Annotated in this window: 19 protein-coding genes and 1 tRNA gene; 12 read left to right on the forward strand and 8 right to left on the reverse strand. The window is 64.7% G+C overall.

The window, feature by feature from the left end; genetic code table 11:
* Positions 1-47: 47 nt before the first annotated feature.
* Positions 48-434 (reverse strand): CbiX/SirB N-terminal domain-containing protein, encoded by a 387-nt coding sequence (locus QD280_RS16780; RefSeq protein WP_279840048.1) that lies wholly within the window; start codon positions 432-434, stop codon positions 48-50.
* A 39-nt stretch (positions 435-473) separates the two neighbouring features.
* Positions 474-1,658 carry an FAD-dependent oxidoreductase gene (locus QD280_RS16785; protein ID WP_279840049.1) on the reverse strand — a complete coding sequence of 395 codons (1,185 nt, stop codon included), beginning with the start codon at positions 1,656-1,658 and terminating at the stop codon, positions 474-476.
* A 163-nt stretch (positions 1,659-1,821) separates the two neighbouring features.
* Between QD280_RS16785 and QD280_RS16790 the strand changes: the two genes are divergently transcribed.
* Entirely contained in the window at positions 1,822-2,757 is a 936-nt protein-coding gene (locus QD280_RS16790) for a TIGR01777 family oxidoreductase (protein WP_279840050.1), read from the forward strand.
* 20 nt (positions 2,758-2,777) lie between these two features.
* On the opposite strand, the gene QD280_RS16795 is transcribed toward QD280_RS16790, so the two are convergent.
* The 3 genes from QD280_RS16795 to QD280_RS16805 form a co-directional block, all read right to left on the reverse strand.
* Positions 2,778-3,539, reverse strand: coding sequence for an RluA family pseudouridine synthase (locus QD280_RS16795; protein ID WP_279840051.1), 762 nt, complete (start codon positions 3,537-3,539; stop codon positions 2,778-2,780).
* A gap of 232 nt (positions 3,540-3,771) precedes the next feature.
* Positions 3,772-6,714, reverse strand: a complete 2,943-nt coding sequence (rapA, locus tag QD280_RS16800) for an RNA polymerase-associated protein RapA (RefSeq protein ID WP_107335838.1) — start codon at positions 6,712-6,714, stop codon at positions 3,772-3,774.
* Positions 6,715-6,852: 138 nt separating this feature from the next.
* Positions 6,853-7,710 (reverse strand): TlpA disulfide reductase family protein, encoded by an 858-nt coding sequence (locus tag QD280_RS16805; protein ID WP_279840052.1) that lies wholly within the window; start codon positions 7,708-7,710, stop codon positions 6,853-6,855.
* 184 nt (positions 7,711-7,894) lie between these two features.
* Here QD280_RS16805 and QD280_RS16810 point away from each other — a divergent pair, with 184 nt between their 5' ends.
* Positions 7,895-8,155 carry a hypothetical protein gene (locus QD280_RS16810; RefSeq protein ID WP_279840053.1) on the forward strand — a complete coding sequence of 87 codons (261 nt, stop codon included), beginning with the start codon at positions 7,895-7,897 and terminating at the stop codon, positions 8,153-8,155.
* Positions 8,156-8,190: 35 nt separating this feature from the next.
* Here the strand turns inward: QD280_RS16810 and QD280_RS16815 are convergent, their stop codons facing one another.
* The 3 genes from QD280_RS16815 to ispB form a co-directional block, all read right to left on the reverse strand.
* Positions 8,191-8,421: a hypothetical protein gene (locus QD280_RS16815; RefSeq protein ID WP_054556922.1), complete on the reverse strand. Its 231-nt coding sequence runs from the start codon at positions 8,419-8,421 to the stop codon at positions 8,191-8,193.
* A 136-nt stretch (positions 8,422-8,557) separates the two neighbouring features.
* Positions 8,558-8,634, reverse strand: a tRNA-Pro gene (locus QD280_RS16820).
* Between the two features lie 209 nt (positions 8,635-8,843).
* A complete protein-coding gene (gene ispB, locus QD280_RS16825) occupies positions 8,844-9,833 on the reverse strand; it encodes an octaprenyl diphosphate synthase (protein ID WP_279840054.1) in 990 nt (329 codons plus the stop codon).
* Positions 9,834-10,116: 283 nt separating this feature from the next.
* Between ispB and rplU the strand changes: the two genes are divergently transcribed.
* The 10 genes from rplU to fkpB all read left to right on the forward strand — a co-directional run bounded on the left by rplU (position 10,117) and on the right by fkpB (position 20,979).
* Positions 10,117-10,428, forward strand: coding sequence for a 50S ribosomal protein L21 (gene rplU, locus QD280_RS16830; protein WP_043335971.1), 312 nt, complete (start codon positions 10,117-10,119; stop codon positions 10,426-10,428).
* Positions 10,429-10,461: 33 nt separating this feature from the next.
* On the forward strand, positions 10,462-10,719 hold the full coding sequence (gene rpmA / locus QD280_RS16835; protein WP_043335969.1) for a 50S ribosomal protein L27: 258 nt from the start codon (positions 10,462-10,464) through the stop codon (positions 10,717-10,719).
* Between the two features lie 125 nt (positions 10,720-10,844).
* Entirely contained in the window at positions 10,845-12,041 is a 1,197-nt protein-coding gene (gene cgtA, locus QD280_RS16840) for an Obg family GTPase CgtA (protein WP_043335967.1), read from the forward strand.
* 203 nt (positions 12,042-12,244) lie between these two features.
* Complete coding sequence (gene proB, locus QD280_RS16845) at positions 12,245-13,426, forward strand: glutamate 5-kinase (protein ID WP_279840055.1); 1,182 nt, start codon at positions 12,245-12,247, stop codon at positions 13,424-13,426.
* A 289-nt stretch (positions 13,427-13,715) separates the two neighbouring features.
* Positions 13,716-13,982, forward strand: a complete 267-nt coding sequence (gene rpsT / locus QD280_RS16850) for a 30S ribosomal protein S20 (RefSeq protein WP_043335965.1) — start codon at positions 13,716-13,718, stop codon at positions 13,980-13,982.
* 279 nt (positions 13,983-14,261) lie between these two features.
* Positions 14,262-15,758: a murein biosynthesis integral membrane protein MurJ gene (gene murJ, locus QD280_RS16855; protein ID WP_279840070.1), complete on the forward strand. Its 1,497-nt coding sequence runs from the start codon at positions 14,262-14,264 to the stop codon at positions 15,756-15,758.
* A 134-nt stretch (positions 15,759-15,892) separates the two neighbouring features.
* A complete protein-coding gene (gene ribF, locus QD280_RS16860) occupies positions 15,893-17,026 on the forward strand; it encodes a bifunctional riboflavin kinase/FAD synthetase (protein ID WP_279840056.1) in 1,134 nt (377 codons plus the stop codon).
* 11 nt (positions 17,027-17,037) lie between these two features.
* Positions 17,038-19,869 (forward strand): isoleucine--tRNA ligase, encoded by a 2,832-nt coding sequence (gene ileS / locus QD280_RS16865; protein WP_279840057.1) that lies wholly within the window; start codon positions 17,038-17,040, stop codon positions 19,867-19,869.
* Between the two features lie 118 nt (positions 19,870-19,987).
* Positions 19,988-20,515, forward strand: coding sequence for a signal peptidase II (lspA, locus tag QD280_RS16870; RefSeq protein WP_279840058.1), 528 nt, complete (start codon positions 19,988-19,990; stop codon positions 20,513-20,515).
* Positions 20,516-20,535: 20 nt separating this feature from the next.
* A complete protein-coding gene (gene fkpB / locus QD280_RS16875) occupies positions 20,536-20,979 on the forward strand; it encodes an FKBP-type peptidyl-prolyl cis-trans isomerase (RefSeq protein WP_043335961.1) in 444 nt (147 codons plus the stop codon).
* Positions 20,980-21,022: the final 43 nt, after the last annotated feature.

Here is a 21,022-nt window from a genome sequence, read left to right on the forward strand (position 1 = left end):
CATCACAGCGCCTTTGACGCCGAAGGTCCCGTCATGAAATCGGCCGTCTAGGCGTTGTCCTGTTGCTCCACAATCTGGATCAAGGCCTCGACAAAGGCCGGATGTGCACCCACCGGGTCAAGCAGACTGATGGGGCAGTCGGGGTGCTGGCGCTGCGAGCCTTCCAGCATGGCGGGCACGTCTTCACGCAGATGACGGCCGGCCGCGAAGAACAGCGGCAGGATGTCGATACGCGCGGCACCGTCTGCCGCCAGGGCATCGATGGTGTCGGTCAGCAGCGGATCGCACAGTTCCATATAGGCCAGGCGTGTCGGGCGCTTGAGGCGGGAAGCCAGTGTGGCTTCCAGTGCCTCGAAGGGTTCGCGCCAGCGCGGGTCACGTGACCCATGGGCCAATAGAATCAAGGCGTTGTCGTGATCTGTGGACGTAGTCATGCAGCTATCCTGTGGGCGATGAGGGGTCGCGGCAGCGTATCAGCTGTCGGCGAGGGTGTTGAGCAGCTGTTCGGCTACCTCGTGTCCTGACAGCCAGGCGTCCTCGACGCGCGGGCCACGCAGGGCATCTCCGGCCAGCCATAGCCCGGATGTCCCTTGGCCGCAGATATTGTGGACATGGACATTGTGGGCATGGGCATTGTGGCCGGCTGCCGCTGAGGTCTGCGGCAGTGTCTGGGTCGGGTGAGCGTAGCGCCAGCGATGCGCCGTGAGGGTGACCTTACCCTGACTCCAGCCCGGCGCCAGCTCGCGGAGCTCCGGCAGTGCCTCGAAGGCCTGCCACAGCAAGGTCGCGACTTCCTGTGGCGACTTCTCCAGATTCGCTCGGCTCCAGCCGGCTGTCGCCAGCAGGCTCAGGGTTTCCCGAGCATGCGTCGGTGTCTGGCGGCCGGGACGCGAATGCTGGCGCATCACGCAGCGCAGCGGGCCATCATCGCCGCGACTGACCAGCAACCCTTGCCAGTCGGCGTCGCCCCCCAGCGCGGGTAGCGGCGTCTCCAGAGTGGCCATCAGTGTCCAGGTCGGCGCCATCTCCACCTGCGCCAGCGCCTCACTCAGGATTGGGGCCAGCGAGTCCTCGGCGAGCGCCGCCCCCTGAGCGTCGGTACCGGCCGTGCTCAGCAGTGCGCGTGCCTGCGGCGCCGGTGCGCTGATCACCACGTGATCGAAGGGGCCGTGCTGATCATCGTCGCTGTCCTCGAGCCGCCAGCGCTTGCCTGGCGCTGTGCCATCGCCCGCGATCAGGCGCGTGATGCGCGTTTCGCTGTGCAGGCTGGCGTGGGCCGGCAGCTGTTCACTGAGGTGGCGGCTCAGGGCGCTCATGCACGGACTGGCCACGTAGCGGGTGGAGTCATCGCGCAGCCGCTGCCATTGGCTCTCGTCAGATGGCGACTTGCCGAGGCTCAGCAGCCTCTCACCCCAGGGCGCGACAACGCCTGCGGCCCGCCACTGCTCGAGCGCGGACTGGAAGCGTGGATCACGCGCCGTGAAGTATTGCGCGCCGATGTCGATGGGGCCTTCGCTCGTTCGGCGACTGGCCAGGCGTCCGCCGGGGCCGCGTGCCTTCTCGAAAATCGTCACCGCATGGCCCTGTGCGGCCAGTCGGGTGGCGGCGGACAATCCGGCGATACCGGCACCGATGATGGCGATGGACGATACTGGCATCTGGAGGCGACTCCTGCGCGGGCGGTGTTCAGGGGGGACGGGTCGTCATATGACCCGACAGCAGATACGCTAAAGTTAACTTCTTGCGCATAATTGTACAATATAAGTATAGATTTATGGCGGAAGTCGGCACACTCGATGCTTCATCGCCGAGGAGGGCAACATGCGAATATTGATAACGGGTGCAACGGGGTTCGTCGGCCAGGCGCTGTGTCAGTCACTGGCGGCGGCGGGCCACTCGCTGGCGGTCGTATCGCGCCGCCCTGAGCGTGCTGAGCGCCAGTTTGCCGACCTGGGGCTGACGGTGGTCGCGGCGGATTCGTCACTGGCCTTCAAGGATTGGCAGCCTGAGGGCATCGTCAATCTGGCGGGGGAGTCGATAGCCGGGCGGCGTTGGAGCGAGGATCACAAGCGTGAGCTGCGCCGTTCGCGGCTGGAGACCACCGAGCATCTGGTGATGCTGTGTCAGCAGTTGGCCGCCGAAGGCCATGCGCCGCAGGTGATGGTGTCCGGCTCGGCGATGGGCTTTTACGGCGCGCAGCCCAAGGCGGGCGAGCCGGACGATGTCGAGATCGACGAGCAGGCGACGCCCCACGACGATTTCAATCATCGCCTGTGTCGTGACTGGGAGGCAGCCGCCATGCCCGTCACCGAATACGGCGTGCGGCTGGCCATCATCCGCACTGGCCTGGTGATGGAGGCCGATGGCGGCACGCTGGCCAAGCTGCTGACGCCCTTCAAGCTCGGGCTCGGAGGACGGCTGGGCGATGGGCGCCATTACATGCCGTGGATCCACCGCCACGACATGATTCGCATCATCGAGCGTCTGCTGGCGGATGACAGTCTCAGCGGTGCCTTCAATGCCAGCGCGCCGCACCCGGTCACCAACATGGGCTTCACCCACGCTCTGGCACGCGGTCTGGGGCGTCCGGCGATCCTGCCGCTGCCGGCCAAGGCGCTTGAGCTGGGGTTGGGGGAGATGAGCACCCTGCTGCTGGAAGGCGCCCGCATGGTGCCGGCGCGTCTGCTGGCTGCCGGCTTCACCTTCGACTACCCGACCCTCGACGTGGCCTTCGCCGATATCCTGTCACGCAAGTGAGCCTTGGCAGCAAGGCGCCGCTAGAAGGGCAGCGGCGCTTCCAGCACCAGTGGCGGTGACTCGCTGTCGCTGGCTGGCGGAATCACCAGGCGCGCCGCATGCAGCAACAGGCGCGGGCTGGCATTGAGTGCCGCTCCGCGCGCATAGAAGCCATCACCGATGATCGGATGGCCGAGCGCCAGCATATGCAGGCGTAGCTGGTGTGAGCGCCCGGTATGCGGCGTCAGCGATACACGGCTGGCGGCGAGGGTCTGAGGCGTACCATCCGGGCGCTGGCCCTCGAGCGTCAGACGCTGCTCGACCCGATAATGCGTCAGTGCCGACTTGCCATGCGGGAAGTCGACGATCTGACGCGGGCGGCGTGGCCAGTCACAGCGCAGCGGCAGGGCGATGCTGCCCTCGGCGGGCGTGAGATGCCCTGCCACCACGGCCAGGTAGCGTTTCTCGATGGTGCGCGACTGGAAGAGCCGTGACAGCCGCCGCTGGCCCTCGACGTTGCGCGCCACCAGCAGCACCCCGGAGGTCGCCACATCCAGACGGTGCACGGCGCGGGTATCGTCGCTCAGCTGACACAGGCGCGAATGGACACTGTCGAAGCGCGAAGGGTCACGCCCCGGCACCGAGGGCAGCTCGGCCGGCTTGTCGATGGCCCACCAGTCATCGCCCGCCGCCAGCAGCGACAGCCCCACCTTCGCGACACGCTCGCCTTCCTCGGCCAGGCGCTCTCCCTGCCAGCTCTGCCCTGACGCTGCCTCGTCGCTCTCTGGATATGATCTCGCCATGAGGGTGCTCTGTAGTAATGAAACGATAGGATGAAACGATAGGGGTGAAGCGGAGGTGATAAAGCGTACGTGATGGGCCGCGATTCGCGACGTGCAAGCGATGGCATCGTCGCGGCCGCTGGTCGATCTGGCAAGTCCAGCGGGCCATTGTCGCTGGCGCACATGGCAAAACGCCCCACCTGCCGATGGCAGGTGGGGCGTTTCAGGTTCATCACTGACGCCTGCGGTCAGCTCAACGCTCGTGGGCATCCACGGTGACGATGACGCGCACGCTGTCCAGACGCAGACGGGTGGTCTCGATGGCGCCATCCAGCGCGGCACGTTCCTGCCGCAGCGCTTCGAGCTCTTCCTCGCGCACGGCCGGGTTGTGGCTGGCCAGGGCTTCCAGGCGCGCCAGTTCGGCACTGAGCTGCTCGCGCATCTGCTGCTGGGCCTGCTCGACGATGGTCGGCAGTTCGCGCTCGGCTTCCTGCTCGGCATCGCTCATCAGCTTGCGCAGCGTGGCGTGGCTCTGCTTGATCAGGTCACGCGCGACCGCCTTCTTGACCGGCTTGAGGTTCTTGGCCAGTCCGCCGAAGGAAACCTTGTCGGACAGGTTGCTGCCGGTTTCATCCAGCAGCACACGGATGGCGGTCGGCGGCAGGAAGCGGCCCAGACGCAGGCCGCGCGGCGCGGTGGACTGGGTGCGGAACACCACTTCCGTCATCAGGCGGCCACCGGGAATCGCCGGGTGCTTGAGCAGCGCCAGCGCGGTGTTGCCCATCGAGCCGTCCAGGATGCGGACCAGCATCTCGCGTACCAGCGGGTGCTCCCACGACAGGTGCTGCACGTCTTCGCGTGACAGCGCGGTGGCGCGGTCACTGGTGACGCTGAAGCCTTCCTCGCCCTTCACCAGCCCCGGCAGGCCATCGAGCATGTGCGGGCCCGGCGCCAGATAGGTGATGCCGTCGCCGAGGTCCCGGCTCTCGATGCCGAAGATGTCGAAGGCGCGCTCCAGATAGCCGGGCAGTGCCTTGTCGTTGTCCAGCGTCTCGATGGCGGCGATGACTTCCTCGGCGCGCTCGTGACGGCAGGCATTGAGTTCCAGCAGGCGGTTGCGGCCGGACTGACGCTCTTCCTGCAGGGCGTCGAAGCGCTCGCGGGTCTGCTCGATGATGCTGTCGATCTCTTCGCTGTCGAGCAGGGCTTCTTCCAGCTCGTCGCCGAACTGGGCGTAGAGCTCGCTGCCGATGCCGTGCGGCGCGCTGAAGGCGTCCATGCCGTCACGGTACCAGCGCAGCAGCTGGGCGCCCGGCGAGCCTTCGAAGACCGGCACGTGGATCTCGATCGGGAACTGCTGACCGATGCGGTCCAGGCGCCCGATGCGCTGTTCGAGCTGGTCCGGATGCACCGGCAGGTCGAACATCACCAGGTGGTGACAGAACTGGAAGTTGCGACCTTCCGAGCCGATTTCCGAGCACACCAGCAGCTGCACGCCTTCCTCTTCGGAGGCGAATGCCGCGGCGGCGCGGTCGCGCTCGACCAGGCTCATGCCCTCATGGAAGACCGGCGCATGCACGCCGCCCAGCACGCGCAGGCCTTCGGACAGCTCACGCGCGGTATCGGCGGTATGACAGATCACCAGTGCCTTCTCGTTGCCGAGGTCGGTCAGGGTTTCCAGCAGCCACATGACCCGCGGGTCGATCTGCCACCAGGGTTCCGCGTTCATGCGGTCATCGGGCAGGGCGCGATACATCTCGTCGAGGAACAGCACCACCTCGGGGTGGTTCATGCCGGTCTCGATCAGCAGGTCATCGAGATAGTCCTCGTCACGCTCCAGCTTGCGCACCACGCGACGGTAGGAGGAGGGCAGCTCCAGCTCGTGGACGTGCAGGCGACGCTCGGGGAAGCCAGCGACATGGGTGCGTGAGTTGCGGAACATCACGCGGCCGGTGCCGTGGCGATCGAGCAGCTGGTCGCGAAGCTGACGACGCGCGCTGTCGCGCTGGGCATCGTCGGCATCGCTGTCCATCAGGGTGTCGAGCAGGGCGCGGCTGTCGCTGTCATCCAGCACGCTGGCGAGGCTGTCGAGACCGGACTGATCGGCGGGCAGCGCTTCCAGGGCGTCGATGGCGCTGGCGACGGCCACATAGCCCTGTTCCTCGGCCTTGAAGCGCTCGATGTCGTGATAGCGCTCCGGGTCGAGCAGGCGCAGGCGCGCGAAGTGGCTCTCGAGCCCCATCTGCTCCGGCGTGGCGGTCAACAGCAGCACACCGGCGGTCTGGCGAGCGAGGGATTCGACACAGGCGTAGCCCGGGCCGACCTTGTCTTCGCTCCAGTCGAGGTGGTGGGCCTCATCGACGATCAGCATGTCCCAATCGCAGGCGGCAGCCTGGACCTGACGCGACGGGTTGGCGAACAGCCAGTCCTGGCTGGCCAGAATGATCTGGTTGCCTTCGAAGGGGTTGCGTGTGCCGTAGGCCTTGCACTGCTCCTCGTCGAGCAGCGAGACATCCAGCGCGAAGCGGCGCAGCATCTCGACCAGCCACTGGTGAGTCAGGCTCGCCGGTACCAGGATCAGCGCACGGCTGGCGCGGCCGCTGAGCAGCAGGCGGTGCAGAATCAGGCCGGCTTCGATGGTCTTGCCGAGGCCGACTTCATCGGCCAGCAGTACGCGCGGCGCGTGACGGCGCGAGACTTCATCGGCGATATAGAGCTGGTGCGGCACCAGATCGACCTTGGGGCCGGACAGGCCCAGCGCCGGGCTCTGCTCGACACGATGGAAGTGGCGCAGGGTGCGGTAGCGCAGGTCGAACCAGTCATTGCGGTCGACCTGGCCGGTCAGCAGGCGGTCACGCGCCTGATTGAACTGCATCTTGTCGTTCAGACGGGCTTCGGGAAGCTCGATGAGCTCGCCGGCATGTTCGCCGCTGCGCTCACAGATGTAGACGATCTGGCCGCGCACTTCCTTGAAGTCATCGACGATCAGCCACTCGCCATCGTCGGACTGGATGCGGTCGCCATTGCCGAAGGCCACCCGGGTAAGGGGCGCTTCGCGCAGACTGTAGGTGCGGGTTTCTTCGCTGGCGGCAAAGAGCACGGTGACGGTACGGAAGTCGACATTGAGGATGGTGCCAAGGCCGAGATCAGCCTCGCCGTCACTGATCCAGCGCTGACCGGGAATGAAGTCGCTCATGAAGCCTCGGGGTAGGACAAAGACGGGAATCGGGAATACAGGGGCGCGGTATCTTACCGGATCAGACGCCGTGGCTTAAGCGCCTTTTCTTGCGGCGAGCGTCTTTGTCGCACCGAGCGAGGTCAGCGGCGTGTCGCACTATGGCCGTGACGCCGGTAGCAGGGCGTCCAGCTGGGCGCGGCTCAGCTCGCCGATATGACGCTCGATCAGCTGTCCGTCGCCATCGAAGACGAGGGTCGCGGGCAGTCCCTGCGCCTCGGCCAGCGCCATCAGCTGCATGGCGGGGTCGAGCAGCGCGTACTCGAGCGTCAGCTGTTCGCTTTTCAGAAAGCGGGTCACCGCCAGTGCCTGCTCGCCCTGATTGGCGAGTACCACGGTGACGCCGGGTCTCTGATCAGCCTCTGCCAGCAGTGGCATCTCGCGCCGGCAGGGCGGGCACCAGGTGGCCCATAGATTGACGATCACGAGCTCGTCCTGGATGTCATTCAGCGCGACGGGGCGGCGATCCAGATGATTGAGGGTGATGGCAGGCATCGCCTCGATGGCGGAGTCGTTGCCCAGCGGGTCGAGTTGCTTGAGGCCGAGGAAGGCGGTCAGGCCCAGGGTCAGACTGCCCAGCGCGATGACCTGGCGAATCGCGCCATGCCGGCGCAACAGCCATAGGCTGGCCAGGGTCGCGACCAGCATGCCGCCGAGCAGGTGGTAGCCCGGTTGCCACAGCTTGAGGATATCCAGCGGCGCCTGCTGATAACTTGCCCAGTGCAGGGCGACATGAGTGAGGCGCGCACCGATCACCCAGCTGACCAGCATGCGATTGAACCAGCGCGAGGGGCTCAGCGGGGGAGAATCGTGAGCGGGCGCGGTCGTGCCCCTGGCGTGCATGCGTGCCAGCAGACGAATCAGCAGCGAGAACTCGATCAGCATCACCAGGGCTGCCACGAAGGCATAGAGGCGTTCGACGGAAATCAGGGCAGGGCCCAGGGCGATGGCGTCCATGCGGTTATCCTCTGGCGGTGTCCGGGGAGGGGTTCAGGGCAGCAATGCCTGTCGGCCTGTATGTGGCAGGCGCTGCAGTCGCTGCAGTCGCGAGGCTCGAGTATGCGATAATCGACGGACTTCGACATCCACGCCTCGCGCACTGATCAATGCTCTGCCGCGAGGACGCTGCAAGGATATCCCCATGCTGTCACATCATTATGACCGTAGCCGTGCGATCGCCGTTGCCAGTCAGGCCAGCGGCCTGATCGCCATCGTCGCGCTTGAGACCTGGCTTGGCGATGCCGCCCGCCCTTGGCAGGGGCTGGTATTCGCCCTGATGCTGGCCTTCGGTCTCGGCCTTGCCCTGCGCAGTTACTACCTCAAGCAAAAGGCCCGCCGCGACCGTGAACGTGCTGGTCGCGAGCGGGCCCGCAAGGCGAGTGGCAGCTGGATGTCCGACTGACTCGCCGCTCGATATGGTTCAGTGCGCGCCATGAATCAGTAACTCTGCAGGCGGTAGCCGTCGCGCTCCATGCAGTATTTCAGCAGTGTCTGCTTCTCGTTGGCGGACTTGTCGGTCAGGCCAAGCTCGTACTGGCAGCCCGCATAGGTATTGTGGGCTTGTGTGCTGTTGGCGCCGGGCTTTTCCCATTGCGCACGTGGGCTGGCGCAGGCGGAGAGCAGTGAGGTCAGCAGCAGGGACAGCAAGGCAAGACGCAGTGTGTGCATGGGGCACCCTGAGGGATGTAGCGCGCTGGGGAGTGCGTCGCAGACGCGAGCAAGCAGAAGTAGGCTTGTGAGGCAGGAAAAACCTTCCAGCATCAAAAAAGCCGCTGATCAGTGATCAGCGGCTTTTTCATATATCTGGTCGGAGTAGCAGGATTCGAACCTACGACCTCTGCCTCCCGAAGGCAGCGCTCTACCAAGCTGAGCTATACTCCGATGCGTCGTGAGCTTGTCTCGACGGAGGTGAATTATACGCAGGCAGCTTTGCTTTGCAAGCCCTTGAGGTCAAAAAGTTTTATCTGAGTCTCAAGGGGCAATTCCGCTGTCGAGAAGCGCGCTTCTCTTCACCTCATCCTGCCAGCGTTTCTCTGCTGTCATGATGGACTGACTGACGACCTGCCAGGCGGGCCATCGTCATGCGGGTATCAGGCCTGGCGGCCGACGCTCAACAGCGCGATGCGCTCGAGGCTGTCGCGGAATTCGCTCTCCGGCAGCGCCGTGAGCTCGTTCAGGGCGTTGTCGGCCATTTCCTGGGCACGGCTGCGGGTATAGTCGAGGCCGCCCGTGAGGCGCACCACTTCCAGTACCTCGTCGAGCTGCTCCAGCCCACCTTTCTCGATGGCGCCGCGCACCAGACTGGCCTGCGCCGGGCTGCCGACCTGCATGGCGCGAATCAATGGCAGGGTCGGCTTGCCTTCGGCCAGGTCATCACCGACGTTCTTGCCCATGGTCTCGGCATCGCCCTGATAGTCGAGCAGATCATCGATCAGCTGGAAGGCGAGGCCCAGGTAGCGGCCATAGTTCTGCAGCGCGCTGACCTGTGCCGGGGTGACGGTGTCGTCGGTTTCCCTGGCCAGAATCGCGCCGGCATGTGCGGCCGCCTCGAACAGCATGGCGGTCTTGCCGTGGATGGTCTCGAAGTAGGCGGCTTCATCAATGTCGGCGTTGCCGATATTGGTCAGCTGCAGGACTTCGCCCTCGGCGATGGTACAGGTGGCAGCGGAGAGAATCGCCATCACGTCCATCGAGCCGACTTCGACCATCATCTGGAAGGAGCGCGAATAGAGGAAGTCACCGACCAGTACCGAAGGCGCATTGCCCCAGGTGTCATTGGCGGTGGAGCGGCCACGCCGCAGGCTGGATTCATCCACGACATCATCGTGCAGCAGGGTCGAGGTGTGCATGAATTCGATCAGCGCGGCCAGATGAACGTGTTTCTCGCCTTGATAGCCCAGCGCGCGGGCTGCCAGCAGCACCAGCACCGGGCGCAGGCGTTTGCCACCACTCTGGATGATGTACTGACCGATGGTCTGGACCAGCGGCACGCGCGACTCGAGCTGCGCGAGGATGGTGCGGTCGACGGCGGCGAAGTCATCTGCCACTGCCGCGTGAAGGGTCGATGCGTCGGCTTGCATGAGATCGTCGTGCCCGTAGCGAGAGGTGAGGCCGCCGTGGCGTGCCGTTTGGCGGTAATGCTATGGGGCACCCCTATGGCCGTCAAGGCGTGCACCCGCGCAAGGACGCTGGCTGGCGGCCGATTGGTCGCGTAAACCTTGACATTGCTTGTCGGTCGCGGCACGTGGCGCTATAATACGCGGCCGTGACTCATCCCGCTCCCTGTCAGATGGCTCCAGAAGGGGCGCCACTCGCAGCAGGCCACCCAAGAGCACACCCTTGATGAGTCCGATGGAGAGAATCATGTACGCAGTTATCAAGAGCGGTGGCAAGCAGTACCGCGTTCAGGAAGGCCAGACCCTGAAGCTCGAGAAGCTTGAAGTCGCGACTGGCGAAGCTATCCAGTTTGACGAAGTCCTGATGGTTGCTGAAGGCGACGACATCAAGGTCGGCGCTCCGCTGGTTGAAGGTGCCAAGGTTTCTGCCGAGGTCGTGTCTCACGGCCGTGGCGACAAGGTCACCATCATCAAGTTCCGTCGCCGGAAGCACTCCATGCGTCGTGCGGGCCACCGTCAGTGGTTCACCGAAGTCAAGATCACTGGTATCTCTGCTTAATTGCAGCGCTACCCACCATAGGAGAATTATCCAATGGCACATAAGAAGGCGGCGGGCTCTACCCGCAACGGTCGCGATTCTGAATCCAAGCGCCTTGGTGTGAAGCTGTTCGGTGGCCAAGCGGCTATCGCCGGCAACATCATCGTGCGTCAGCGCGGCACCCGTTTCCACGCTGGTACTGGCGTCGGCATCGGCAAGGACCACACTCTCTTCGCACTGGCCGACGGCCACGTGAAGTTCGAGACCAAGGGTCCGAAGAACCGCAAGTTCGTCAGCATCGTTTCTGCCTGAAACGTCTGACAGCTTACGCAGACTGCTCGATGCCCCGGTGTCGCATGGCAGTCTGCAAGGAAGCCCCGCTCAGGCGGGGCTTTTTTGTCGCATGACGGCCCGGGTCGTCGTCAGGAGAGAGCAGCATGCAGTTCCTTGATGAAGCGTCGATCATTGTAGAGGCCGGACGTGGCGGCAATGGTTGCCTGAGTTTTCGCCGTGAAAAATACGTGCCGCGCGGTGGTCCCGATGGGGGCGACGGCGGGCACGGCGGCAGTGTGTACCTGATCGGGGATGACTCGCTCAATACCCTGATCGACTTCAAGTTCCAGCGCTATTATCAGGCGGAGAGCGGCGATGCCGGTCAAGGCCGCCAGATGGCAGGCAAGGCGGGCGAGGACCTGATCGTCAAGGTGCCGGTCGGCACCACCGTGATCGACGAGGAAACCCTCGAGATCATCGGTGACGTGACGGAAATCGGTCAGCTGTTGCTGGTCGCGCAGGGCGGACGTCGTGGTCTGGGTAACATCCACTTCAAGTCCTCGACCAACCGCGCGCCGCGCCAGACCTCCAAGGGAACCTGGGGCGAGCGTCGCAACCTGCGCTTCGAGATGAAGGTGATGGCAGATGTCGGTCTGCTCGGCATGCCGAATGCCGGCAAGTCGACGCTGATCCGCGCCGTCTCCGCCGCCAAGCCCAAGGTCGCCAACTACCCGTTCACCACCCTGGTGCCGAACCTCGGTGTCGTGAAGATCGGTAGCCACCAGCACTTCGTGATGGCCGATATCCCCGGTCTGATCGAAGGCGCTGCTGACGGCGCTGGCCTGGGTCTGCGCTTCCTCAAGCACCTGACGCGTACGCGCCTGTTGCTGCACGTGGTGGATATTGCGCCCTTTGACGAGAGCGACCCGGCCTATGCGGTCGAGGCGATCCTCAAGGAGCTCAAGAACTTCTCCGCGGCACTGACGGAGCTGCCGCGCTGGCTGGTGATCAACAAGATCGACCTGCTGCCTGAGGATGATCGCGACGCGATGGTCAAGGACCTCGTCGAGCGCCTGGGCTGGGAAGGCGAGCTGTTCGTCGTCTCCGCGGCCAGCGGTATCGGCACTCAGGAGCTGGTGCAGGCCGCTCACCGCTGGCTGGGCGAGCAACGCCTGCAGCTGGCGGAAGATCCGGAAGCTGCCGAGGCGCATGCCGCCCTGCTGGCGCGCATGGAGAACGAGTCGCTGGAGCGCGCTGAAGAGCGCCTGACACGTCGCAAGCGCAAGAAGGATGACGAAGAAGAGGACGATGACGACTTCAATGACGACGATTACGACGTCGAAGTCGAATACGCGCCCTGAGGGCTCAGTTCGTCCGGTGGCTGTCCTGCGCGGCAGCCACCGAGTGACGAGCGACCCGCTTCGCGATTCACGCCCCGCCCCGAACCTCATGGTCTCGCGGCGGGGCGTTTTCGTTGTCGGGGCCGGCGAGGAGTGATGACAGCGGGCTGGCGGGAGCAGACAATGGCAAGCAGGGAGGCAGAGCCTGCCGGGCGAGGGATTACATGACAGGAGAGAGCGCGGTGTCGGAGCAGAAGGTGGCGGAAGTGGCGGAACTGGGCAGTCAATCGGGGCGCGAGGCCTTGGCCAATGCACGACGCGTGGTGGTCAAGATCGGCAGTGCGCTGCTGACCGATGACGGCCGCGGGCTGGATGATGCCGGTATCGGTCGTTGGGTCGATCAGATCGCGGCGCTGCACGCGCGGGGTGTCGAGGTGATCGTGGTGTCCTCCGGGGCGATCGCCGTCGGCATGTCGCGGCTGGGCTGGTCGGCTCGCCCCAGCGGCGTGCATGAGCTGCAGGCGGCAGCGGCGGTCGGTCAGAATGGCCTGACCCAGTGCTATGAAGAGCATTTTCATCGTCATGGCCTGACCACGGCGCAGATTCTGCTGACCCACGATGACCTCTCCAACCGCAAGCGCTACCTGAATGCACGCTCGGCGCTGCGCACCCTGGTCGACCTGCGGGTGGTGCCGGTGATCAACGAGAACGACACCGTGGTCACCGACGAGATCCGCTTCGGCGACAACGACACCCTCGGTGCGCTGGTCGCCAACCTGCTCGAGGCCGATGCGCTGTTGCTGCTCACCGATCAGGAAGGCCTCTATGATGCGGACCCGCGGCATGATCCGGCGGCCAGCCTGATCGAGGAAGCCCAGGCCGACGACCCGATACTGGTCAAGGTGGCCGGCGGTGGCGGCGTACTCGGACGTGGCGGCATGGCGACCAAGGTGCGTGCGGCGCGTCTGGCGGCGCGCAGTGGCGCATTGACCGTGATCGCCTCTGGTCGTCAGCCCGAGGTGATCACCCGGCTGGCTTCCGGTGAGCGCTTCGGCACGCTCCTCTTGCCGGAGCATGCGCCGATCGCGGCGCGCAAGCGCTGGATCGCGGGGCAGCTGCAGGTGCGCGGCACCCTGACGCTGGATGCCGGCGCCGTCAATGTGTTGACCACGCGTGGCTCCAGCCTGTTGCCGGTGGGCGTCAGGAAGGTCGAAGGCGCCTTCAAGCGCGGTGATCTGGTGCAGTGCGTCGATGAATCCGGCCAGCGCATCGCAAAGGGCCTGGTGAATTACAGCGCCGAAGATGCGGGGCGGATTCTCGGCCTGCCCAGCCATCAGATCGAGGCGACGCTGGGCTATATCGAGGCGCCGGAACTGATCCATCGCGACAACCTCATCGTGCTGTAGCACCCATGAGGTCTGCTTCCTAGCTCTGTGCCCGACTCCTGCGCAGGCAAGCTCAGACTGGCGATATGCGCTCGGGTCATGCTAGACTCTGCCGTCCTGTCGGGTGCTGGTCCGCCCCGATGGCGAAGGTTTGACGGGGCTTCCACGTCAAGTCGCTGATTTCTCGAAAGTCTTCACATCAGTGTCGAAAGGCGAGAGATGATCGGACTCGCTGTCGCGGTGCGACAACGTCTTCCAAATTCAGGTTCATGAGTACGCGCCTACGGGTGGACTCATAAGGAGCATCAAAGTGGCAAATTCCAAGCAAGCACGTAAGCGCGCTCGTCAGGCTGAAGTTCGTCGTCAGCACAACTCCGCACAGCGTTCCGCCGTGCGTACCAGCATCAAGAACGTGCTGAAGACCGTCAAGACTGGCGATCACGCTGCTTCCATGGCCGCTTTCAATGTCGCGCAGAAGGTCCTCGACCGTTACGCCGACAAGGACATTCTGTCCAAGAAGAAGGCCGCTCGTCTGAAAAGCCGTCTGAACACTCGCGTCAAGGCACTGGCTGTCTAAGACGTGTGAGTGTGAAAAAACCGGCTTCGGCCGGTTTTTTTGTGTCTGTCTGTCGAGTGGATGACATCGGTGTCAGGTCAGGGAAGCGAGAGGGGTGTCAGGGTGAGCAAGCCGCAGGATGAGTCGCCCGCAGGCGAGAAGGAAGTCAGGGGAGAAGACGGCAAGGCCGAGGCCGCCGCGCAGTCCGCTTCACAGGCGAGTGCCCAGGGCGAGACCCGCTCGGGCGACAGCCTGCCGGTGCGGGGTGGTCTGTTGCGCTCCGGGTTGATCGTCAGCGTGATGACGATGCTGTCGCGCGTGCTGGGTCTGGCGCGCGATGTGACCATCGCATCCCTGCTGGGCGCCGGCAGTGGGGCGGACGCTTTCTTCGTCGCCTTCAAGATCCCCAACTTCATGCGCCGCCTGTTTGCCGAGGGTGCCTTCAACCAGGCCTTCATTCCGGTGCTGTCGGAGTATGCGACTCGCCGGACGCGGGAAGAGGTCCGCGAGTTGCTGGACGCCGTCAGCGGCAGTCTTGGCGTCATACTCGCGTTGATCACCGCGCTGGCGATGCTGTGTGCGCCCTGGCTGGTGTGGGTCTTCGCGCCCGGGTTCGGTGACGATGCCGGCAAGCTGGCGCTGACCGGCGACATGCTGCGCCTGACCTTCCCGTATCTGCTGCTGATCTCGCTGACCGCCTTCGCAGGCAGCGTGCTCAATACCTGGAATCGCTTTGCGGTGCCGGCCATCACGCCGGTGCTGCTCAACCTGAGCCTGATCGGTGCGGCACTGTTGCTGGCCCCGCGCTTCGAAACACCCGCCATGGCGCTGGCCTGGGGGGTGCTGATCGCAGGTGGCGTGCAGTTGCTGTTCCAGGTGCCGTTCCTGCTGCGGCTTGGCCTGATGCCGAAGCCATGGCCGAATTTCGCCCATGAAGGCGTGCGCCGCATCCTCAAGTTGATGACCCCGGCGCTGTTCGGTGTCTCGGTCTCGCAGATCAATCTGCTGCTGGATACCGTGCTGGCCTCGTTTCTGGTCACCGGCAGCGTGTCGTGGCTCTATTACTCCGACCGCTTGGTCGAGTTGCCGCTGGGCATCATCGGCATCGCCATCGGGACGGTGATCCTGCCGGCACTCTCCAAGCGCCACGCCGAGAAATCACTGGAGCACTTCCAGAAGATGCTCGACTGGGCGCTGCGCTCGGTACTGTTGATCGGTGTGCCGGCGGCATTGGCACTCGGCGTGCTGGCCGAACCTCTGCTGATCACGCTGTTCCACTACGGCGCGATGACCGACAACGATGTAGTGATGTCGGCCCAGAGCTTGCGTGCCTACAGCTTCGGTCTGCTGGCCTTCATGCTGATCAAGGTGCTGGCGCCGGGCTTCTATGCGCGTCAGGACACGAAAACGCCGGTCAAGATCGGTATCATCGCGATGGTCGCCAACATGGCCTTCAACCTGGCGCTGATCGTGCCGCTGGCGCACGCGGGGCTCGCGCTGGCCACGGCGCTGTCGGCTTTCCTCAATGCGGGTCTGCTGGCACGCGGCCTGTATCGTGACGGCGTGCTGCGCTTCCAGCCCGGCTGGGGACGCTATTCGCTGACCCTGATCGGCGGTTGCGCCTTGATGGGCGGCGGCCTGATGTGGCTGTCGCCGGACTGGACCACCTGGCTTGGTTGGGGCCTGTGGGAGCGCTGTGCGATGATGGGAGCGCTGGTCGTCGGCGGTGTACTGGCCTATGCGGTGTGGTTGGGGCTGTGCGGTGTCCGCCCGCGCCATTTCCGCATGCAGAGCTGAGTCTGCTGCCCGGGTGCCACGCAGGTTGGTGCCCCCGGTTCCAGCTGTTTTCTCCCTGGCGGGGCAACGGTGGCTGTCAGCGCCGTGCCCCTTCGCTATAATCGACCACTTTCGGCGGCTTGTGTGATGCACGCATGGACTTGATCAGAGGACTCCACAATCTCGCCCGCCTGCGCAAGCAGGATGGCAGTCGCGGCTGTGTGGCCACCATCGGCAATTTCGATGGCGTGCATCTCGGCCACCAGGCGATTCTGGAGCAACTTCGCGAGCGCGCGGCGGCCTATGGTCTGCCCGCCACGGTGGTGGTGTTCGAGCCGCAGCCGCGTGAGTTCTTCGCGGGTGACAAGGCGCCGCCGCGGCTGACGCGTCTGGCGGACAAGGTGCGTCTGCTGGGCAGCCATGGCGCCGAGCGCGTACTGTGTCTGCCCTTCAATGAGACGCTGCGCTCGCTGTCGGCACGTGAGTTCATCGAGCAGGTGCTGATCGATGGGCTCGGCGTGCGTCATCTGGTGGTCGGTGACGACTTCCGCTTCGGCTGCGATCGCGCCGGAGACTTCGCGCTGCTGGAACGCATCGGCGCCGCCGAAGGCTTTGCGGTGGAGCATACCCGCACCTTCGAGATCGCCGGTGAGCGTGTTTCCAGCACCCGCGTGCGTGAGGTGCTGGCCGCAGGCGACATGGCGCTGGCCGCCCGGCTGCTGGGGCGTGCCCACCACTGGCAGGGACGCGTGGTCGCGGACCGCCAGCTGGGCCGCACGCTGGGCGTGCCGACCGCCAACCTGCCGTTGCCGAATGCGCCGCTGGCGGTCTCCGGCGTCTACGCGGTAATGGCGCACCTTGCCGACGGCCGCGACTGTCCGGCGGTGGCCAACATCGGCTGGCGCCCGACGGTCGGTACGCCGCGGCCGGTGCTCGAGGTCCATCTGCTGGACTTCGCGGAAGACCTCTACGGCCAGCCGATGCGCGTCAGCTTCTGCGCCTTCCTGCGCGGTGAACAGCGCTTCGATGGCCTGGAAGCCCTCAAGGCCGCCATCTACGCCGACATCGCCCTGGCGAAGCGCTTCTTCGCGCTGGCCGCGGGCGAGATGCCTGCCGGTGATGAGCAGGCGTTGCTCGATTGCATGACCTCGATGGCTGACCTGCCGCTGGCCAGCCGTCCGCTGAGCGCACTGATGACGGATGCGCCGACGGCACCCTTACACGGCACTGCTGAGGTGTCTGATTCCACAGCTCGGGAAGCCCAGGCTTCCCGCCCCCACGACGGCTGACCCGAAAGGCTATGAGCGACTACAAGCACACTTTGAATCTGCCCGATACCGACTTCCCGATGCGCGGCAATCTCCCCAAGCGTGAGCCGGACCAACTGGCACGCTGGAACGAGATTGACCTCTATGCGCGTCTGCGTGAAGCAGGCAAGGGCCGTCCGAGCTTCGTGCTCCACGACGGCCCTCCCTATGCCAACGGCAATATTCACATCGGTCATGCCGTCAACAAGATTCTCAAGGACATCATCGTCAAGTCCAAGACGATGGCGGGTTTCGACGCGCCTTACGTGCCGGGTTGGGACTGTCATGGTCTGCCCATCGAGCACAAGGTCGAGACGACCCACGGCAAGCATCTCGAGTCCGAGAAGGCGCGTCATCTCTGCCGTGAATACGCCGGCGTGCAGGTGGAAGGCCAGAAGCACGAGTTCATCCGTCTCGGCATCGTCGGTGACTGGGGCAACCCGTATCGCTCCATGGACTTCGCCAATGAAGCCGGTGAGATCCGTGCGCTGGCCGAGATGGTCAAGGGCGGTTATGTCTTCAAGGGACTGAAGCCGGTCAACTGGTGCTTCGACTGCGGCTCTGCACTGGCGGAAGCGGAAGTCGAGTACGCCGACAAGACCTCTGATGCCATCGACGTCGCCTTCGCGGCAGACGATAGCGCGGCGCTGGCCAAGGCCTTCGGCCTCGAGTCACTGAGCAAGCCGGCGGCGATCGTGATCTGGACCACCACTCCGTGGACCATTCCGGCCAACCAGGCGCTCAACGTTCACCCGGACTTCGTCTACTCGCTGGTCGACACCGGCGAGCGCCTGCTGGTGCTGGCCGAGGAACTGGTCGAGGACAGCCTGGCGCGCTTCGGCCTGAGCGGCGAGACGCTGGCGACCGTCAATGGTGCGGCGCTGGAGCTGATCAACTTCCGTCACCCGATCTACGATCGTCTGTCGCCGGTCTATCTGGCCGACTACGTCGAGACTGGCGCCGGTACCGGTATCGTCCACTCCGCGCCGGCCTACGGCGAGGATGACTTCCATACCTGCCGTCGTTACGGCATGAGCTTCGACGAGATCGAAAGCCCGGTGCAGGGCAACGGCGTCTACGTGCCGGACCTGCCGGAATTCGGTGGCCAGTTCATCTGGAAGGCCAACCCGAACATCGTCGCGCGTCTGGAAGAGCTCGGTGCGCTGATGGCGCACGAGAAGATCTCCCACAGCTACATGCACTGCTGGCGCCACAAGACGCCGGTCATCTATCGCGCGACGGCCCAGTGGTTCGTCGGCATGGACATTGCCGGCACCGACGGCGTGACTCTGCGTGACAAGGCGCTGTCCGCCATCGAGGACACCGCCTTCATCCCGGCCTGGGGTCAGGCGCGTCTGAAGAGCATGATCGCCAACCGTCCGGACTGGTGCATCTCGCGTCAGCGCAACTGGGGCGTGCCGATTCCGCTGTTCCTGCATCGCGCGACGGGGGAACTGCACCCCGACAGCGTGGCGCTGATGGAAGCGGTCGCCGATCGCGTTGCCGAGCACGGCATCGATGCCTGGTGGTCACTCGACAGCCAGGAGCTGCTGGGCGATGAGGCCGAGAACTACGAGAAGGTCACCGACACGCTGGACGTGTGGTTCGACTCCGGGACGACCCACTGGCATGTGCTGCGTGGCTCGCATCCGCATGGTCACGAGCAAGGCCCGCGTGCCGACCTGTACCTGGAAGGCTCCGACCAGCACCGTGGCTGGTTCCACTCGTCACTGCTGACCGGCTGTGCCATTGACGGCCACGCGCCCTACAAGGCGCTGCTGACTCACGGTTTCACCGTGGATGCGCAGGGTCGCAAGATGTCCAAGTCCGTCGGCAACGTGGTCGCGCCGCAGCAGGTGATGGACAAGCTGGGCGCCGACATCCTGCGCCTGTGGGTGTCCTCCAATGACTACTCCGGCGAGATGGCCGTCTCGGACGAGATCCTCAAGCGGACCGCCGATGCCTATCGTCGTATCCGCAACACCTCGCGCTTCCTGCTGTCCAATCTGAACGGCTTCGAGCCCGAGCGTGATGCGCTGGCCTTTGACGACATGCTGGCGCTGGACCAGTGGGTGGTCGATCGTGCCGCTCAGCTGCAGGCACGTGTCGAGCTGGCCTACGAGGAATACCGCTTCCTCGACATCTATCAGCAGGTGCTGACCTTCTGCTCGCGTGAGCTGGGCGGCTTCTATCTGGATGTCATCAAGGATCGCCAGTACACCACGCAGCCGAACTCGCGTGCGCGTCGTAGCTGCCAGACGGCGCTGTATCACGTGATCGAGGCGCTGGCACGCTGGATGGCGCCGATCCTCTCCTTCACCGGTGAAGAGATCTACGCCAACATCCCGGGCCCGCGCAAGGACACCATCTTCCTCGAGACGGCCTACACCGGCCTGACCACTCTGGCGGATGATGCGGCCATGGGGCGTGAGTTCTGGGAGCAGGTGCTGCACGTCAAGCAGGCGGTCAACAAGACGCTGGAAGGCGCGCGCAACGCCGGTCTGGTCAAGAATGGCCTGGCGGCGGAAGTCACTCTCTACGTCAACGACGAGCTCAATACGCTGCTGGCAAGTCTCGGCGACGAGCTGCGCTTCGTGATGCTGACCAGCGGCGTGACCCTGGCGCCTCTCGAGGTGGCCGGTGAGGCAGAAGAGACCGAAGTGTCCGGCCTCAAGGTGGCGGTCAAGGTCAGCGAGAATGACAAGTGCGAGCGTTGCTGGCACCACCGTCCGGAAGTCGGCACCCTGCCGGAACATCCGACGCTGTGCAGCCGCTGCGTGACCAACCTGCCGGATGGCGAAGGCGAGACGCGTCACTTCGCTTGATCGCTGATGCGACCGCGGCATCGTTCAGCCTCCGCTGAGCGCTGATATCGAACGCCGGGCTCTGGCCCGGCGTTCGTGTCTTGCCGGTCGCAGACTCATTTCACGACAGGAAGGTAACATGACGTCTTCTTCACAAGGCCCCGCGACGGATACCCCTTCAGCCGGCAGTGAGCCGATGCGCTCGCCGCTGCGCTGGCTGTGGCTGTCGCTGGTGATCGTGGTGCTGGACCTGGCCACCAAGTGGCTGGCCAGCAGTTCGCTGGTCTATGGTCAGGCCAACCAAGTGCTGCCGATCTTCAATCTGACGCTGCTCCACAACACCGGCGCGGCGTTCAGTTTTCTGGCTGGCCATGATGGCTGGCAGCGCTGGTTGTTTGCGGGCATCGCGGTGGTGGCAGCCATCGGCCTGAGCATCTGGCTTGCGCGCCTCAAGCGTCACGAGACCTTCACCGCGCTGGGCATCGCGCTGGTGCTGGGGGGCGCGCTTGGCAATCTCTATGATCGTGTCGTGCATGGCTACGTGGTGGACTTCCTGTCCTTCCACTGGGGCAATGCCTTCTTCCCGGCCTTCAACGTGGCGGACGTCGCCATCAGCCTGGGAGCCGTGGCACTGATTCTTGAATCTTTCCGTGGCCGCTCCGAATGAGCGCCACAAGCGAGGTCAGCATGAGCGAGCATCGTATCGCCGATAACATGGAGGTCAGCCTCCATTTCCGTCTGCGTCTGGAAGACGGCACCGAGGTGGACTCCACCTTCGACAAGACACCGGCCACCTTCCAGGTGGGTGACGGCAATCTGCCGCCGGGCTTCGAGCGTTCGATCATGGGCATGGCGGCGGGCGAGACCGGCAGCTTCACGATCACGCCGGAGCATGCCTTCGGTCAGCACAATCCGCAGAACGTCCAGACCGTGGCGCGCAAGAGCTTCGATGAAGAGATCGAGGTCGGCATGGTGATGTCCTTCGCCGAGCCGTCGGGTTCGGAGCTGCCGGGCATCATCCGCGAGATCGATGAGCGTGACGTCAAGGTCGACTTCAATCACCCGCTGGCCGGGCGTACCCTGACCTTCGAGGTCGAGGTACTGTCAGTCGCCCCCGCGACCACGCACTGAGTCTACTATCAAAAGGTGCGCTCCCCGTGAGCGCACCTCGCCA

The organism is Cobetia sp. 1AS1 (genome assembly GCF_029846435.1).
In the GTDB taxonomy this organism is placed as follows: Bacteria; Pseudomonadota; Gammaproteobacteria; order Pseudomonadales; family Halomonadaceae; genus Cobetia; species Cobetia amphilecti.